Annotated in this window: 15 protein-coding genes; 9 read left to right on the top strand and 6 right to left on the bottom strand. The window is 68.8% G+C overall.

Annotated features, from left to right (window positions below; translation table 11 throughout):
- Positions 1-159 carry a hypothetical protein gene (locus tag HNQ73_RS03510; RefSeq protein WP_183332333.1) on the bottom strand — a complete coding sequence of 53 codons (159 nt, stop codon included), beginning with the start codon at positions 157-159 and terminating at the stop codon, positions 1-3.
- A gap of 518 nt (positions 160-677) precedes the next feature.
- Between HNQ73_RS03510 and HNQ73_RS03515 the strand changes: the two genes are divergently transcribed.
- The 6 genes from HNQ73_RS03515 to HNQ73_RS03540 all read left to right on the top strand — a co-directional run bounded on the left by HNQ73_RS03515 (position 678) and on the right by HNQ73_RS03540 (position 6,133).
- The gene (locus HNQ73_RS03515) at positions 678-1,484 is read left to right on the top strand and encodes a MetQ/NlpA family ABC transporter substrate-binding protein (RefSeq protein WP_183332335.1); all 807 of its coding nucleotides are present in this window, start codon (positions 678-680) and stop codon (positions 1,482-1,484) included.
- Positions 1,485-1,582: 98 nt separating this feature from the next.
- Positions 1,583-1,801, top strand: a complete 219-nt coding sequence (locus tag HNQ73_RS03520) for a hypothetical protein (RefSeq protein ID WP_183332337.1) — start codon at positions 1,583-1,585, stop codon at positions 1,799-1,801.
- A 34-nt stretch (positions 1,802-1,835) separates the two neighbouring features.
- Complete coding sequence (locus HNQ73_RS03525) at positions 1,836-2,945, top strand: methionine ABC transporter ATP-binding protein (protein ID WP_183332339.1); 1,110 nt, start codon at positions 1,836-1,838, stop codon at positions 2,943-2,945.
- Positions 2,935-3,600, top strand: a complete 666-nt coding sequence (locus HNQ73_RS03530; protein WP_183332340.1) for a methionine ABC transporter permease — start codon at positions 2,935-2,937, stop codon at positions 3,598-3,600. The genes HNQ73_RS03525 and HNQ73_RS03530 overlap by 11 nt, the downstream gene beginning before the upstream one ends.
- Before the next feature lie 38 nt (positions 3,601-3,638).
- Complete coding sequence (locus HNQ73_RS03535; RefSeq protein WP_183332342.1) at positions 3,639-4,421, top strand: MetQ/NlpA family ABC transporter substrate-binding protein; 783 nt, start codon at positions 3,639-3,641, stop codon at positions 4,419-4,421.
- 134 nt (positions 4,422-4,555) lie between these two features.
- A complete protein-coding gene (locus tag HNQ73_RS03540; RefSeq protein WP_183332344.1) occupies positions 4,556-6,133 on the top strand; it encodes an adenylate/guanylate cyclase domain-containing protein in 1,578 nt (525 codons plus the stop codon).
- A gap of 27 nt (positions 6,134-6,160) precedes the next feature.
- Here the strand turns inward: HNQ73_RS03540 and efp are convergent, their stop codons facing one another.
- Positions 6,161-6,727, bottom strand: a complete 567-nt coding sequence (gene efp, locus HNQ73_RS03545; protein WP_183332346.1) for an elongation factor P — start codon at positions 6,725-6,727, stop codon at positions 6,161-6,163.
- 173 nt (positions 6,728-6,900) lie between these two features.
- Between efp and epmA the strand changes: the two genes are divergently transcribed.
- Both epmA and HNQ73_RS03555 read left to right on the top strand, forming a co-directional pair.
- Entirely contained in the window at positions 6,901-7,968 is a 1,068-nt protein-coding gene (gene epmA, locus HNQ73_RS03550) for an EF-P lysine aminoacylase EpmA (protein WP_183332348.1), read from the top strand.
- On the top strand, positions 7,965-9,038 hold the full coding sequence (locus tag HNQ73_RS03555) for a lysine-2,3-aminomutase-like protein (RefSeq protein WP_183332350.1): 1,074 nt from the start codon (positions 7,965-7,967) through the stop codon (positions 9,036-9,038). The genes epmA and HNQ73_RS03555 overlap by 4 nt, the downstream gene beginning before the upstream one ends.
- Here the strand turns inward: HNQ73_RS03555 and HNQ73_RS03560 are convergent.
- From HNQ73_RS03560 to mscL, 4 genes are all read right to left on the bottom strand, one after another.
- Entirely contained in the window at positions 9,026-9,358 is a 333-nt protein-coding gene (locus HNQ73_RS03560) for a DUF5983 family protein (RefSeq protein ID WP_183332352.1), read from the bottom strand. The two genes, HNQ73_RS03555 and HNQ73_RS03560, sit on opposite strands and share 13 nt — an antisense overlap.
- A 134-nt stretch (positions 9,359-9,492) precedes the next feature.
- Positions 9,493-10,545: an AbrB family transcriptional regulator gene (locus HNQ73_RS03565; protein ID WP_183332354.1), complete on the bottom strand. Its 1,053-nt coding sequence runs from the start codon at positions 10,543-10,545 to the stop codon at positions 9,493-9,495.
- Between the two features lie 104 nt (positions 10,546-10,649).
- On the bottom strand, positions 10,650-11,813 hold the full coding sequence (locus HNQ73_RS03570; RefSeq protein WP_210304954.1) for a pyridoxal phosphate-dependent aminotransferase: 1,164 nt from the start codon (positions 11,811-11,813) through the stop codon (positions 10,650-10,652).
- A gap of 142 nt (positions 11,814-11,955) precedes the next feature.
- Entirely contained in the window at positions 11,956-12,375 is a 420-nt protein-coding gene (gene mscL / locus HNQ73_RS03575) for a large conductance mechanosensitive channel protein MscL (RefSeq protein ID WP_183332356.1), read from the bottom strand.
- A 202-nt stretch (positions 12,376-12,577) separates the two neighbouring features.
- On the opposite strand from mscL, the gene HNQ73_RS03580 reads away from it, so the two are divergent.
- Entirely contained in the window at positions 12,578-16,102 is a 3,525-nt protein-coding gene (locus HNQ73_RS03580; RefSeq protein ID WP_183332358.1) for a PAS domain-containing hybrid sensor histidine kinase/response regulator, read from the top strand.

A 16,102-nucleotide genomic window follows, 5' to 3' on the forward strand; every position in this document is an offset into this window, starting at 1 on the left:
TCAAGGCGCAGCCACCGTTGCGCTTCCTGCATCGGATTGCGCCGCGACGCGCCCCTCGCCGGGCTGCGGAGCCCATTGCGCCAGCAACAGAAAGCCCAGCCAGGCAGCGATGATGATGGCCGCATGGCGCAGCAGGGAGACCTGTTCGCGAGTGAGCACCTTAATTCACATTCCAGAATGATGTTTTTTGCATCCTACAATTCTTGATTTTGAATGTGAATATGGATATTTCACGCCCACCGCCGCGCCATGTTCCGCAAAAAGGCACACGTCGTCCGGTATAACGGAATTTTTCGGTTGACAGTCCGGCTTGCCGGAACGATATTGCGTCCCGTGTCGGCCGCCCTGCGGTCGCGCCGCGGTGATTTGACCCCACGCAGCTTGCGCCGCGTCACCAAACGCTAAAGCGCCACGAACGATCTTCGTGGCTCGAGGATCGGAGAGAACCATGACGCCGCTGGCGACGTTCCATGACGAAGCGATGCACCGGAGCCGCCGGCGAATGTGTTGTCGCTGCATGATGGGCTGACGGACGCTTCCGCAGCCGGCCCAGTGCGGCCGTTTTCCGAGACTACCCTGCTTCCATCCGCCGGCATCGCGCTGTTCGCGCCGATCCGTTCATCCGTGCCCATCCGGCCCGCCCGACGGGTCCGGCACGGACAACCCACGAGGATATCATGATCCGTTTCACGCTTGACCGCCGCGCCTTCGGAGCGCTCGTCGCAACCGGCCTGCTGCTCGGCTCCACGGCGCTCGCCGCCGCCGAGACCATCAAGCTCGGCGTCATCGGTGGCGACGAGGAGGAGATCGCCGAAGTCGCCAAGAAGGTCGCCGAGAAGAACGGCCTGACCATCGAGATTGTCGCCTTCTCCGACTACACGCTGCCGAACGAGGCGCTGGACCGCGGCGACATCGACGCCAACGCCTTCCAGCACAAACCCTACCTCGACGCACAGATCGCCGCCCGCGGCTACAGGATCGTGCCGGCCGGCTACACCATCGTCGAGCCCATCGGCTTCTACTCGACGAGGCACAAGGACTTCGCCGCCCTGCCCGAGGGCGCGAAGATCGGCATACCCAACGACCCGAGCAACGGCGGACGGGCGCTGCACCTGCTCGCCGCCAACGGCCTCATCAAGCTCAAGGACGGCACGGGCCTGACGGCGACGCCGCTCGACATCGTCGAGAACCCGAAAAAGGTCACCTTCGTCGAGACCGACGCGGCGCTGCTGCCCAAGCAGCTGCCGGACCTCGACGGCGCGGTCATCAATACCAACTACGCACTCGGCGCAGGCCTCAACCCCACCAAGGACGCGCTGGTGCAGGAAAGCCGCACCAACAACCCCTACGGCAACTTCGTCGCTGTGCGCGAGGCCGACAAGGACAAGCCCTTTGTCGCCAAGCTGGTCGCGGCCTACCAGTCCAAGGAGGTCGCCGACTTCCTCGCCGAGCGCTTCAAGGGCGCGGTGCTGCCGGCCTGGTAAGCGGTCCCGCCCATCCCAGAGGGCAGGCCGTGATCCCTCCCCCGCCGGCGCGCGGGGGAGCTGGTCGGCCACCCATGCACCACGCCCGGGAGAATGTCATGTTCCACGCCTACATCATTGAGGTGGGCGGCGAGCCGGCCGGCGTCCTGGCGCGCGAGGGCGAGGGAAAGCTGTTCCGCTTCCACGCCACGGCGCGCGCCTATGAACCGCTCGAAGGCAGGATCTTTGCCGACCCGTGGGCGGCCCAGCGGGCCGCACGCCTCGCACGCAAGGACGACCAACGGGGGCCTCGCGCCCGCGGGCGAAGCACGGCATAAGGCCACACGCCCATCGCATGGCCCCGGAAAGAGAATGACCGTGAACGCCCATTCCCCCATCACCGCCGACGCGGCGATCCCCGCTAGCGCCGAGGAGGATGCCATCATCCGCTTCGAAGGTGTCGCCAAGTCCTTCCCGGCCCGCAAGAATTCGGCCGCCGTGCATGCGCTCGCCGGCATCGACCTTGCCGTGCCGCGCAGCTCGATCGTCGGCGTCATCGGGCGCTCCGGCGCCGGCAAGTCGACGCTGATCCGCCTCGTCAACGGGCTCGAGAAGCCCACTGCCGGGCGCGTCATCGTCGACGGCACGGACGTCACGCGGCTCGACGAGCGGACGCTGCGCTCCGTGCGCCGCTCCATCGGCATGGTCTTTCAGCACTTCAACCTGCTGTCCTCGCGCACCGTCTTCGACAACGTGGCGCTGCCGCTCGAGATCGCCGGCACTGACAGGAGAACAATCGAGCAGCGGGTGAACCCGCTGCTCGAGCTGGTCGGCCTCGCCGACAAGCGGGGACGCTATCCGGCCGAGCTCTCCGGCGGGCAGAAGCAGCGCGTCGGCATTGCCCGGGCACTCGCCACCCAGCCCAAGGTGCTGCTGTCGGACGAGGCCACTTCGGCGCTCGACCCGGAGACGACGCGCTCGATCCTCGACCTGCTCGCCACCATCAACCGCGAGCTCGGCCTCACCATCCTGCTCATCACCCACGAGATGGCCGTGATCCGGGCCATCGCACAGCGCGTGGCGGTGCTCGATGCCGGCCGCATCGTCGAGCAGGGCGACGTCTTCGACCTGTTCACGCGGCCGCAGCACGAGACGACGCGCAGCTTCCTCGCTGCCGAGTCGGGCCGCGAGCTGCCGGCCTTCGTGGCCAGCCAGATCCGGCCCGAGCCGGTCCCCGGCGGCCAGGTGGTGGTGCGCATCGTCTTCCGCGGCCCCTTCGCCACGCATCCGGTGCTGTCCCAGCTGGCACGCGAGCTCGGCATCGACGTCAACATCCTGGGCGGCGCTGTCGACTCCATCGCCGGCCGCCCGTTCGGCACCCTCATCGTCGGGCTGCCGAACAACGGCTCGTCGCTCGACAAGGCACTTGCCTTCCTCAAGGCACGCGATCTCGATACGGAGGTGCTCGGCCATGTCGCCTGAAATCGCCCGCCTCATCCTGCAGGCGACCGTCGATACGCTCTACATGGTGCTGGTGGCGACGGCGCTCGGCACGCTCCTCGGCCTGCCGCTCGGCGTCTTCCTCGCCACAAGCCGGCGCGGCGAGCTGTTCTCGGCGCCGTGGCTCAACGCGGTGCTCGGCTTCATCGTCAACGCCACGCGCTCGACGCCCTTCATCATCCTCGTCGTCGCCATCATTCCCTTCACCCGCCTCGTCGCGGGCACGTCGATCGGCACCACGGCGGCCATTGTGCCGCTGACAGTGGCGGCGACGCCCTTCATCGCCCGCCTCATCGAGGCGGCGGTGCGCGAGGTCGACCAGGGCCTCATCGAGGCCGCCCGCGCCATGGGCGCCTCACCGCTGCAGATCGTCGCAAAGGTGCTCGTGCCCGAGGCGTTGCCGGGAATCGTGCTGGGGCTCACGCTCGCCGTCGTCAGCCTCATCGGCTACTCGGCCATCGTCGGCGTCGTCGGTGGCGGCGGTCTCGGCGACCTCGGCATCCGCTACGGCTACCAGCGCTTCATGCCTGAGGTGATGGGTGCCGTCGTCGTTGTCCTCATCGTTCTCGTGCAGGGCGTGCAGAGCCTGGGCGACCGCCTTGCGCTCAGGCTCAACAAGCGCCTGCGCCACGCCTGACGCCTCTTCCACAGTTCAAGTCCACTGGGGGTTATCTGATGTCCATTCGTATCCTCGCCGCCGCCCTTGCCACCGCCATCGGCCTCGGGGCCGCCGCCGCCCAGGCGGAGACGATCAAGGTGGGCGTGACGCCCGGCCCGCACGCCCAGATCCTCGAGGCTGTGAAGCCCGTCGCCGCCAAGAAAGGGCTCGACATCGAGATCATCGAGTTCTCGGACTATGTGGTGCCCAATGCGGCGCTCGATGCCGGCGAGCTGCACGCCAACTCGTTCCAGAACCAGCCCTATCTCGACAACCAGGTGGCCGACCGCGGCTTCAAGATCGAGAGCGTCGGTCTCACCGTGAACTTCCCGCTCGGCATCTACTCGAAGAAGTACAAGTCCTGGAGCGAGGTGCCGGACGGCGCCACCATCGCCATCCAGAACGACCCGACGAACGGTGGTCGCTCGCTGCTGCTCCTGCAGGACAAGGGCGTCATCAAGCTCAAGGAGGGCGTCGGCTTCAAACCCACCGTCGCCGATATCATCGAGAACCCGAAGAAGCTGAAGTTCCTCGAGGTCGATGCAGCCCAGACGCCGCGCTCGCTCGACGACGTGGCCGCTGCGGCGATCAACACCAACTATGCCGTCTCCGCCGGCCTCAAGCCGCAGGACGCCATCCTGCGCGAGGACGCCAAGGGCCCCTACGTGAACCTGATCGCCGTGCGCAGCGCCGACAAGGACAAGCCCTGGGTGAAGACGCTGCTCGAAGCCTACCACTCGCCGGAGGTGAAGGCCTTCGTCGAGGAGACCTTCCAGGGCGCCGTCCTGCCGAGCTGGTAAGCATTGCCTTTTCCTCCCGAGACTTGCCCCGGCCGTCGGCCGGGGCTTTTTTTGCTCTCCCGGGCAGGCGCCGCGTTGCACTGCACGCCGGTGACTCTATCCTGCCGCGAGACGAAACGGGGGGAGGTGACAAGTTGCCGATCGCGCGGGTCCTGGCCTGGTCGCTGGCCTATTTCGTGCTGGCGCATTACGCCCAGATTATGGCGGGCGGTCCGGACGGGATCGTGCCGATCTGGCCGGCTATCGGCATCGCGCTCTTCCTCATACTGCGCCACGGGCCGGTCGGCCTCGTGCCGGTGGCCATCGGCGGCGCGGCAACGGTCGCCAATGCCTATGCCGAGCCGCTGCGTCTCCTCACCGAGCTGCTTCTCGTCGGCGCAACCCTCGTCGGCGCCCTCGCGGCCCGCCACGCCTGCCGGCTCGCGGGCGGCTGCACGGAGATCTTCAGCCGCACGCGCGATATGGTGGTGTTCCTCACCGCCGGCTGCCTCGTCATCTCGGCCGTCGCGGCCCTCATCGGCGTCCTCGTGCTCTACGTCACCGGCGTCTTTCCCGGTACGGAGCACCTTGCCGACCTGCCGCCGCGCTTCATGACCTGGTTCATCTCGGACCTTGCCGGCACCGTGCTCGTCACCCCCCTGCTGATGGCCTGGAGCAACGGGCAGGGGATCGGCCGCCCGTCTCTCGTCAGCCTCGCCTGCTGGCTCGCACTCATCGCCGCCGCTGCCGTCACCTGGGTCGCCGACCTCGCAGCCGACGTGGAGAACGCGGCGATGCTGCTTCTGTTCGGTCCGACGCTCGCCGCGGCAGCCCTGTCGACGCAGCCGCGCGCCTTCACGGCCATGGTCCTGTCCGGCGCCTTCCTCGCCGTGGCCGTGGTGGCGGACAACATCTATGCGGCGCAGCAGGGCCTGCGCCGCGAGACCGTGGCGCTGCTCCTCGTCCAGCTCTATCTCGTCTCCATCGTGGAGACACACCTCGTGCTCTATGCGGCGATCGCGGAAAATCGCCGCTCCATTGCCGAGCGGGTCAACCTCGCCAAGCACTTCTCGCCCAACATGGTCGATCTCATCGCCCGCCTCGGCCGCCCGTTCGAGAAACCGAACCGGCAGCGGGCGACCGTCCTGTTCTGCGACCTGCGCGACTTCACCCGTCTGTCGGAGGCGGAAGGGCCGGAGGCGACCATCGCCCTCCTCAGGGACTTTCACGCCACCATGACGGACATCGTCTTCCGCCACGACGGCACGCTCGACCGCTATCTCGGCGACGGCCTCATGGCGGTGTTCGGCATGCCCGAGCCCTCGCCCGACGATGCGCTGCGGGCCGTCGCCTGCGCGCGGGAGATGCAGGAGGCGCTCGCCGGCATCAACGAGCGGCGGCGCGCGCGCGGCGAGACACCGCTCGACATGGGCATCGGCCTACACACGGGCGAGGTGATGCTGGGCGACATTGGCTCGGAGACAACGCGGTCAGTCACCGTCATCGGTGACACGGTGAACGTGGCGAGCCGGTTGCAGGGCCTGAGCAAGGAGATCGACGCCGCCATCGTGCTGAGCACGGAGACACGGACGGCCGCACTGAGCGCCTGCAACGGGGATGCGGGCCCGCTGTCGGACTTCGTCCACCTCGGCGCAATCACGCTGCGCGGGCACAGCCGGCCGACCGACACCTGGTCACTGCCGCGCGTGCGCCCGGCAGTGCCCGCCGCCTGAGGCGGCGGGCCGGGACGCGTCTGCCTGTCAGTCCTTGGCGCGCTCCACGTAGGAGCCGTCCGCCGTCATGACGACGATGCGGGTGCCGGCGACGATGTGCGGCGGCACCATGGTGCGCACGCCGTTCGACAGGATGGCGGGCTTGTAGGACGAGGAGGCGGTCTGGCCCTTCACCGTCGGCTCCGTCTCGACGACCTCGAGCGTCACGCGCTGCGGCAGATCAATGGCGACAGCGTTGCCCTCGTAGATGGAGAGCATGCAGGCCATGCCCTCCTGCAGATAGACGGCCTGCTCGCCGATCACATCCGACGGCACGGAGATCTGGTCATAGGTCTCCGGATTCATGAAGATGTAGCTGTCGCCGTCCTGGTAGAGATAGGTGTGCTCACGATCCTCGACGTAGGCACGCTCCACCTGCTCGGTCGTCTTGTAGCGCTGGGTCGTCTTGGTGCCGTCGGACAGACGGCGCATGTCGATCTGCGTCGTGGGCGTACCCTTGCCGGGAAAGAAGCTCTCGGCGGAGAGGACGACGTAGAGCTGGCCGTCCACCTCGAGAATATTGCCTTTGCGCACAGAGCTGGCGATGACCTTCACTGATGTAACCTCTGCTTCGTTTATCCCTGGGCAGCCCCGGCTGCAGACCCGGCCGGCCCCTGAAACGTCGGCGCGCACCATAGAGCATCGGAGGGAAAAGTGGGAACCCGCTTTTCACGTCCTCCACGCTGCTCGGCTTCTCACGCCCTGCCCGCCGCGCTAGAAGACGCGACATGTCGAACACGACCGCCTGGTGGCGCCCCCATTTCCACGCCGATCGCCGGCCGCTCCTCGCCACGCGCGGCCGCGTGAAGGAGGCGCTGCGCCGTCTCTTCACCGACGATGGCTTCGTCGAGGTCGAGAGCGCCATCCTGCAGGTCTCGCCGGGCAACGAGACGCACCTGCACGCCTTCGCCACAGCCCTCCTGCGCGCCGACGGAACGTCGCGACCACTCTATCTGCACACCTCGCCGGAATTCGCCTGCAAGAAGCTGCTGGCCGCCGGCGAGACCCGTATTTTCGACTTTGCGCGCGTCTTCCGCAACCGCGAGCGCAGCGACCTGCACCATCCCGAGTTCACCATGCTCGAATGGTATCGGGCGGAAACCGACTATCGTGCCATGATGGCAGACTGTGCCCGCATCCTGCCGCGCGCTGCCGAGGCGGCGGGCGCCACGCGCCTGGTCTTCCGCAACCGCGAGGCGGACCCCTTCGCCGCGCCGGAGGAGCTCACGGTCGTCGAGGCCTTTGCGCGACACGCAGGCGTCGACATCCTGTCCACCCTCGCGCCGGACGGGGCGAACAACGACCGCGACCGGCTCGCGGCACTTGCGACCGAGCAGGGCATCCGTACCGCCGACGACGACACCTGGTCCGACATCTTCAGCCGCATCCTGTCAGAGCGCGTCGAGCCCCGGCTCGGCTGCGGCCGGCCGACGCTGCTCATCGACTATCCCGCGAGCGAGGCGGCCCTCGCCCGCCGCAAGCCGGACGATCCGCGCTTCGCCGAGCGGTTCGAGCTCTATGCCTGCGGCGTCGAGCTCGCCAACGCCTTCAGTGAGCTGACGGACCCGCAGGAGCAGCGCCGGCGGTTCGAGGCCGACATGGACGAGAAGGAGCGCATCTACGGCGAGCGCTACCCCATCGACGAGGCGTTTCTCGCCGCCCTTGCCCTGATGCCGGAGGCAAGCGGCTGCGCCCTCGGCTTCGACCGGCTGGTGATGCTGCTCACCGGGGCCCGGCGCATCGAGGACGTGCTGTGGACGCCGATGCCGCGCGACGAAGAGGAGAGCCGGCCATGACCGCCCCGCTGCGGCGCAGCCTCACGCAGCCCCGGCATCTCGTCGAGGCCGGCCTCGCGCCGGCCGAAAAGCTTGAGGCGCTCGAGGCCGTCGCCGCGCGCTACGCTGTCTCCATCACCCCCACCGTGGCGGGCCTGATCGACACCGGCGACCCCGACGACCCCATTGCCCGCCAGTTCGTGCCCGATGCAGCGGAACTCGCCACGACCCCCGAGGAAAGCGCCGATCCCATCGGCGACGATGCGCACAGCCCTGTCGAGGGGATCGTCCACCGCTATCCCGACCGGGTGCTGCTCAAGCTGGTGCATGTCTGCCCGGTCTACTGCCGCTTCTGCTTCCGCCGCGAGATGGTGGGCCCCACGGGCCACGGCACGCTGTCGGGCGAGGCACTCGCCGCCGCGCTCACCTATATCCGCGACACCGAGGCGATCTGGGAGGTCATCCTGTCAGGCGGCGACCCTCTCGTCGCCTCGCCGCGCCGCCTCCGCGAGGTGATGCAGGCCCTCGGAGAGATCGGGCACGTCAAGGTGGTGCGCTTCCACAGCCGGGTGCCGGTGGTGGAACCGGACCGCATCGACCAGGCGCTCGTCGCCGCCCTCAAGGCGTCGGGCAAGGCGACTTACGTCGTCATCCACGCCAACCACCCACGCGAGCTCGGCGAGGAAGCCTGCCGCGCCCTGTCGCGGCTCGCCGATGCGGGCATCGTGCTGCTCAGCCAGACGGTGCTGCTCGCCGGCATCAACGACGATCCGGCGGTGCTCGGGGCGCTGATGCGCCGCTTCGTCGAGAACCGGGTCAAGCCCTACTACCTGCACCACGGCGATCTTGCACCGGGCACGGGCCACTTCCGCACGACGATCGGCCAGGGCCAGGCTCTCATGCGCGCCCTGCGCGGGCGCTGGTCGGGCCTCTGCCAGCCGACCTATGTGCTCGATATTCCCGGCGGCCACGGCAAGGTGCCCGTCGGACCGTCCTATATCGAGACATCACCTGACGCAGAACGGTTCACCGTCCGCGACCCCGACGGATGCGCGCACAGCTACCCGCCCGAGCCGGATCAGGCCGGATAGAGCGGCAGCGCGGGAAGAACCGTGCCTCCCTCGCTCAGCACGACGTAGCGGAAGCCGCCCTGCTGGGCATGGCCGAGCACCGCAGCAAGATCCGGAGCCGCCGAGCGCAGCGCCGGATCCTCGAGCGCCGTGACCGGAAAGGCGTGACCGTCCCTCACCGGAATCGCGGTCCACAGGCGCGGATCGTAGTCGGCGATGCGCTGCCGCGTCTCGGCGCGCAGATGCAGGATGGAACAGACGAGTGTTCCCCTGCGCTCCCGCTTGCGACGGCCACCCGCGCCGCCGCGCCCGCAGGCCAAGGTCATGGCCGGACTCATCATCTTCGGCGCCTCCCCTTCTAGCACAACCGGGGCAAGCTCAGCACGGGCCATGCCATGCAACCGTGCGAGATCGCACGGGCACCGTGACAGGCGGGGTCACGGGACGCCAAAGGGCCGCCGCCATGTGCGGACGATCACGCGCGCCGGCGCCGTCCCATCCAGCCGACGATCACCGGCAGGGCCAGGCCAATGCCGAGGAAGCGGGCGAGGTGGTGCGACCCCACGAAGATCGGATCGAACCCCATGATGAGCGCGAGCACGGTCATGGCCTCGAGCCCGCCCGGCGCGAAGGCGATGAGCGCCGTGCCGAACGGCACGTGCGCGAGCCCCGCCGCAGCGAAGGCGAAGGCGGACGCTACGATGATGGACAGGATGAACGAGGCGAAGGCAGCCGGCATGCTCGCCACGAGAGCGTGCCGGTCCACGGTGCGGAAACGCAGGCCGATGTAGCAGCCGAGCAGGACAAGGCCGAAGGTGGTGATGCTCGGCGGCATCAGCCCGTCGACGAGACCCAGCGCATGCCCCGTGCCGCTGACCAGCGTGGTACCGAGCAGCAGCGGCGCGGCCATGCCCAGCCGGCGCAGGACCTCCCCGACGCCCCAGCCGAGAAGGAGCAGGGCGCCGAGCGCCCCTGCACTCATGGCCACCCCCTCGAGGACGACGGTCCCCTCCCCGCCGCCGAGGGCAAAAAGCACGCTGGGCAGGACCACGACGAGGACCGCGAGGCGGAAGGACTGCACGACGGCGATGGGCCCGACGCTGGCGTTCCTGTCGGCCGCGACAGCCATGACCGTGGACAGCGCCCCCGGCATGGAGGCGAGGAGCGCGTCGAGCCGGTTCCATCGCGACAGCCGCACCAGCCACAGGCCGGAGGTGGCGACCACGGCGACGATGCTGAGCGCCAGGAGCATGAGGCTCGTCGGATAGCGCGCAAAGGCGGCCAGCGCCTCCGGCGTCGCCGCCGCCCCCATGGAGGTGCCGGCCAGCAGCATCGCCGCATCGGTCAGGCTGGGCGACATCGGCACTGCGCGCCGCGTGGCGCACAAAAGGCCGACCGCGACCACCGAGCCGGACAGCCAGGCGGCGGGCACGTCGAGGAGATTGAAGAGGAAGCCGCCAACGGCCGCAACGAGGATCTGGGCAGCCTGCCAGAGGCCGTTTCGCACCGTCTCCCGATTGCGCAGCATTCGCCTGTTCGCCCCTCTTCTCAGCGAGCCCCCTCAATGCACCGCCTGGAGGGCCCCGCCAAGGGCCCCCTGCGCAGGGCGGCCCTGCCGAGGGCGAAGGGCGCTCACCTGAGGGCGCGGGCGAGGCGGGCGACGGCCTCCTCGAGGTCCTCCGCCTTGCGGGCGAAACACAGGCGCAGGAAGCGCTCTCCGCCGGCACCGAAGGCCGAGCCGGGCGCGAGCCCGACGTTCGCCTCGTCGACGAGACGGATGGCGAGGCGGCGCGTGTCGTCCTCGCCGTCGACGCTGAAGAAGAGATAAAACGCGCCCGCCGGCTCGGCGAAGCGCACGCGGCCCGTGGCGGCGAGGCCGCGGCAGACGATGTCGCGGCCTGCCTTCGCCCGTGCGATCTGGTGGGCGACGAAGCCCTCGCCGTGGTCGAGCGCGGCGACGCAGGCCCGCTGGATGAACACGGCGACGCCCGAAGTCGCATACTGGATGAGGTTCTCGATCACGTCGCCGAGGGCCGGCGGCGCCTCGAGCCAGCCCACGCGCCAGCCGGTCATCGCCCAGTTCTTCGAGAAGGTCTGCACGAAGACGATGCGGTCGTCGTCTTCCATCACGTCGCGGAAGGACGGGGCCCGCTCCGCCCCGTCGTAGACGAAGCGGCCGTAGATCTCGTCGGCGATGATCCACAGGCCGTGCCGGCGTGCGAGCGCCAGGATGGCGGCGAGCTCCTCACGCGTCGCCGTCCAGCCGGTTGGATTGGCGGGGGAGTTGATGCAGATGACGCGCGTCGCCGGCGTGATCGCGCCCGCAAGGCGGTCGAGATCCAGCGTCCAGCCCGCATTGCTGAGCTGCATCGGCACCGGCACTGCCTTTGCGCCAGCGATGCCGATGGCCGCCTCGAAGTTCGGCCAGGCGGGCGTCGGCAGCACGACCTCATCACCGCTGCCCACCAGCATGCGCACCGCGATCTGGAGCGCCTGCATGCCCGAACCGGTGACATAGAAGCGCTCAGCCGCATAGGGCTTGCCGTAGAGGCGCGAGATGTAGCGCGCCAGCGCCTCGCGCAGCTCCGGGATGCCGCGCTGCCAGGTGTAGAAGGTCTCGCCCGCTGCGAGCGAGCGCGTCGCGGCCTCCGCGATAAAGGCCGGAGTGGGCATGTCGCCCTCGCCGACCCACAGCGGGATCAGGCCGGGCCGCGTGCGGCCGTGGTTGACGACGTCGACGATGCCGCTCGCGGGAGCCTCGCGGGCTTCGCGGCGCAGGCTGGACAACAGGGACAGGTCGTTCACGACGGTAAGCTCGCCGGCAGTTTCGACTGCCGCGCTCCTACACCATCGCCGCGGCGCGAGCCATGAATTGTGGCGATGGACCGATCAAACTTCATGAAGGGTGCGCAGGCGAGGCCGCCTGCGCACGTTCTCCTCACGCGCTCCGGTTCCTCAGGAGGTCGCGAATCTCGGTGAGCAGCTGGATGTCGGCCGGCGTCTCGGGCGCCGCCTCCGGCTGCTTCTGCTGCCGCTTCAGCCGGTTCATCGCCTTGACGACAAGGAAGAGCACCCAGGCAATGATGAGGAACTTGAGCGCAATGGTGACGAAGTTGCCCCAGGCGAGCACAGCCCCCTGCCGCCTTGCCTCCTCGAGCGAGCTTGCCGTCACCTCCGAAGCAAGCGGCAGGAAATAGTTGGAGAAGTCGAGCCCGCCGGTAATGGCACCAACGATGGGCATGATGATGTCATCGACCATTGATGACACGATCGCGCCGAAAGCCGCGCCGATGATGACGCCGATGGCGAGATCGACCACATTGCCCTTGAGAGCGAACTCCTTGAACTCCTGAAGCATCCTGCCCCTCCTGGCACACGCAGCGACCATGTGTCGCAATGCGCGGCAGGTTAGCGCAAGCGCGCGGACGGTACACCCAGAAATTGCAATTGATGCACGGTTCGGCCCGGCTGCGCTTTAGTCCAATGGCCTTCGCCGGGCGGCAGCGGTAGGCTCCCCGAAGGTCGCACGGCGCGACCGGTGGTGGGAGGCGTCGTCGGACATGCTGGCCGGCTGGGTGGTCGTTCTCGCAGCGCTCGTCTATCTGTGCGGTCTCTTCGCCGTCGCCCATGCGGGCGACACCTTCGCCCGGGGCGTCATGGACGGGCGCATGCGCGCCACAATCTACGCCCTAGCCCTCGCCGTCTATTGCACGAGCTGGACCTTCTTCGGCTCCGTCGGCCTCGCCGAGCGCTCCGGGCTCGACTTTCTCACCATCTACATCGGCCCCATCCTCGTCATCGGCCTCGGCCATCGCCTTGTCGGACGCATCGTGCAGCTCGCCAAGGCGCAGAACATCACCTCAATCGCCGACTTCGTGGCCGCGCGCTACGGCAAGAGCGACCGCGTCGCCGCGCTCGTCGCGGTCATCGCGGTGGTCGGGGCCGTGCCCTACATCGCCCTCCAGCTCAAGGCCGTGTCATCGTCGCTGGAGGTCTTCCTCGCCGTCACGGAGGACCACGGACTCGGCCACTCGATCTTCGGCGACCTTGCCCTCCTCGTCGCCGGCGTGCTCGCTGCCTTCGCCGTCGCCTTCGGCACCCGCCAGATCGACGCAACGGAGCACCACGACGGCCTCGTCCTCGCCATCTCGCTCGAGAGCGTCGTCAAGCTCTTCGCCTTCCTCGCCGTCGGCTTCTTCGTCACGTTCTGGATGTTCGATGGCCTGGGCGACCTGTGGCAGAGGGCCAGCGAAGCCACGACGCCGGGCATCTTCGAGCGCACGTCCGAACCCGTCGGCTTTCTCACTCTGACGATCCTGGCCGCCGGCGCCGCCATTCTCCTGCCGCGCCAGTTCCACATGGCCATCGTCGAGAACCGCCACCCGGCCGACATCCGGCGCGCGGCCTGGACGTTCCCGCTCTACCTCGTCCTCATCAACCTGTTCGTCATTCCCATCGCACTGGCCGGCGAAGTGATCTTCCCGCGCGGCACCATCGACTACGACATGACCGTGCTCGCCCTGCCGCTCCACGACGGTGCGGTGCTGATGGCGCTCGTCGCCTTTATCGGCGGCCTCTCCGCCGCCACGGCCATGGTGATCGTCGACTCGGTGGCCCTCGCCATCATGATTTCCAACGATCTCGTCATGCCGCTGGTGCTGCGCCGCCGCGGACGCCGTGCGGAGGACGAGCGCACGGATGCGGGCGACCTCGGCCGCTTCGTCGTCATGGTTCGGCGGGTCGCCATCGTCGCCGTCATTCTCTTCGCCTATGTCTATTACCGCGCCTCGGGCGAGGCGGCGCTCGCCGCCATCGGCCTCCTGTCCTTTGCGGCGGTGGCACAGATCGGCCCGGCCTTCTTCGGCGGCCTCGTGTGGCGGCGCGGCACCGCCCTCGGCGCGAGCGCGGGCCTTGCCGCGGGCTTCGCCGTCTGGGCCTACACGCTGCTGCTGCCGAGCCTCGCCGGCAGCGAGGGTGTCTGGCACGACCTCGTCCGCGACGGTCCCTTCGGCCTCGCTGCCCTGCGGCCCACGGCTCTGCTCGGCATCGACCTGCCGCCGCTCACGCACGGCGTGGTCTGGAGCCTTGCCGTGAACGTCGCCGCCTATATCGGCTTCTCGCTGCTGCGGCCGGCGAACCCCATGGAGCGGCTGCAGGCCAACGTCTTCATCGCCCGCGACAGTGCACCGATGGCCCAGGCCTTCCGCCTGCGCCGCTCGGCTGTCACGGTCGATGACCTGCGCGCCACCGTGGGACGCTATCTCGGCGCGGAACGCACGGACGCCGCCTTCGCCAGCTTCGCCGCGAGCCGCGGCATCGTCCCCAACGGCAGCGCCGAGGCCGACATCCACCTTCTGCGCTTCGCCGAGCACCTGCTCGCCTCCGCCATCGGCGCGGCCTCCTCGCGCCTCGTGCTGTCGCTGCTGCTGCGCCGGCGCAACGTCTCCACCAAGGCGGCCCTCAAGCTGCTCGACGACGCCTCGGCGGCCATGCAGTACAACCGCGACCTGCTGCAGCACGCGCTCGACCATGCCAGGCAGGGCATCACGGTGCTGGACAAGGACCTGCGCCTGATGTGCTGGAACAGGGCGTTCCGCGAACTCTACGACCTGCCGGAAGAGCTGGTGCACGTGGGCGTCGGCCTTGAGGAGATCGTGCGCTTCAACGCCGAGCGTGGCTCCTACGGCGAGGGCAACCCGGACGACCTCATCGCGGCACGCCTTGAGAGCTTCGTCAATGACACAGAGCCGGTGCGCCTGCGGCTCTACCCCTCCGGCAAGGTCATCGAGATCCGCTCCAACCACCTGCCGGACGGCGGCATCGTCACCACCTACGCCGACATCACCGATACCGTCAGCGCCGAGGAGGCGCTGGAGCGCGCCAACGAGACGCTGGAGCGACGCGTGCGCGAGCGGACCGAGGAGCTGATGCGCCTCAACGAGGAGCTGCGCAGCGCCAAGGCCGCAGCCGACGAGGCCAATGCGTCCAAGACACGCTTCCTCGCCGCGGCCAGCCACGACATCCTGCAGCCGCTCAACGCGGCACGCCTCTATGTCACCTCGCTCGTCGAGCGCGACCGCAAGGCGGGCGATGCTACGCTCGCCGAGAACATCGACGGCGCTCTCGATGCGGTGGAGGAGATCCTCACCGCCCTTCTCGACATCTCCCGCCTCGACACGGGGGCGCTCAAGGCCGAGCCGTCGCCCTTCCGGCTCGACGACATGTTCCGCGCCCTGCGGCGCGAGTTCGGCCCAATGGCGCGCGAGAAGGGGCTCGAACTCACTTTCGTCGACACGTCCTGCACGGTCAGGACCGACCGGCGGCTGCTGCGCCGCCTGCTGCAGAACCTCATCTCCAACGCCATCAAGTACACGCCGAGCGGAAAGGTGCTCGTCGGCTGCCGCCGGCGGGGCAACAGGCTGCGCATCGAGGTGTGGGACACGGGTCTCGGCATCCCGGCCTCGAAACAGAAGGTCGTCTTCCGCGAGTTCCTGCGTCTCGAGCAGGGTGCGCGCGAGGCGCGCGGCCTTGGCCTGGGCCTGTCCATCGTCGAGCGCATCGCGCGGGTGCTCGACCATCCCCTGTCGCTGCGGTCGGTGCCGGGCCGCGGCTCGGTGTTCTCGGTCGAGGTGCCCCTCGTCTCGGCGCTGCCGGCGGGCGGCGATGCCGCCGAGGCGGAGCCCGCCCCCGCCGCCCCGCTCGACGGCCTCGTTGTCCTCGCCATCGACAACGAGAAGCAGATCACCGAAGGCATGCAGCTGCTGCTCGGCGGGTGGGGCTGCACCGTCTATACCGCTCCGGGCTTGAACCAGGCGCAGGAGGTGCTGCGCCGCGAGGGCGTGCGGCCGGACGTCATCATCGCCGACTACCACCTCGACGAGGGCGACGGCATCGAGGCAATCGTCGCCCTGCGGTGGAAGCTGGCGCGCGAGCTGCCCGCCGTGCTGCTCACCGCCGACCGGTCGCCCTCGGTGCGCGCCGAGGCTGCTGCCAAAGACATCCACGTGCTGCACAAGCCGCTGAAGCCGGCGGCCCTGCGCGCACTGCTGACGCGCTGGAGAACGCTCAGGATCGCCGCAGAATAG

Origin of the sequence: Chelatococcus composti, from assembly GCF_014201415.1 — a bacterium.
Lineage (GTDB): Bacteria > Pseudomonadota > Alphaproteobacteria > Rhizobiales > Beijerinckiaceae > Chelatococcus_A > Chelatococcus_A composti.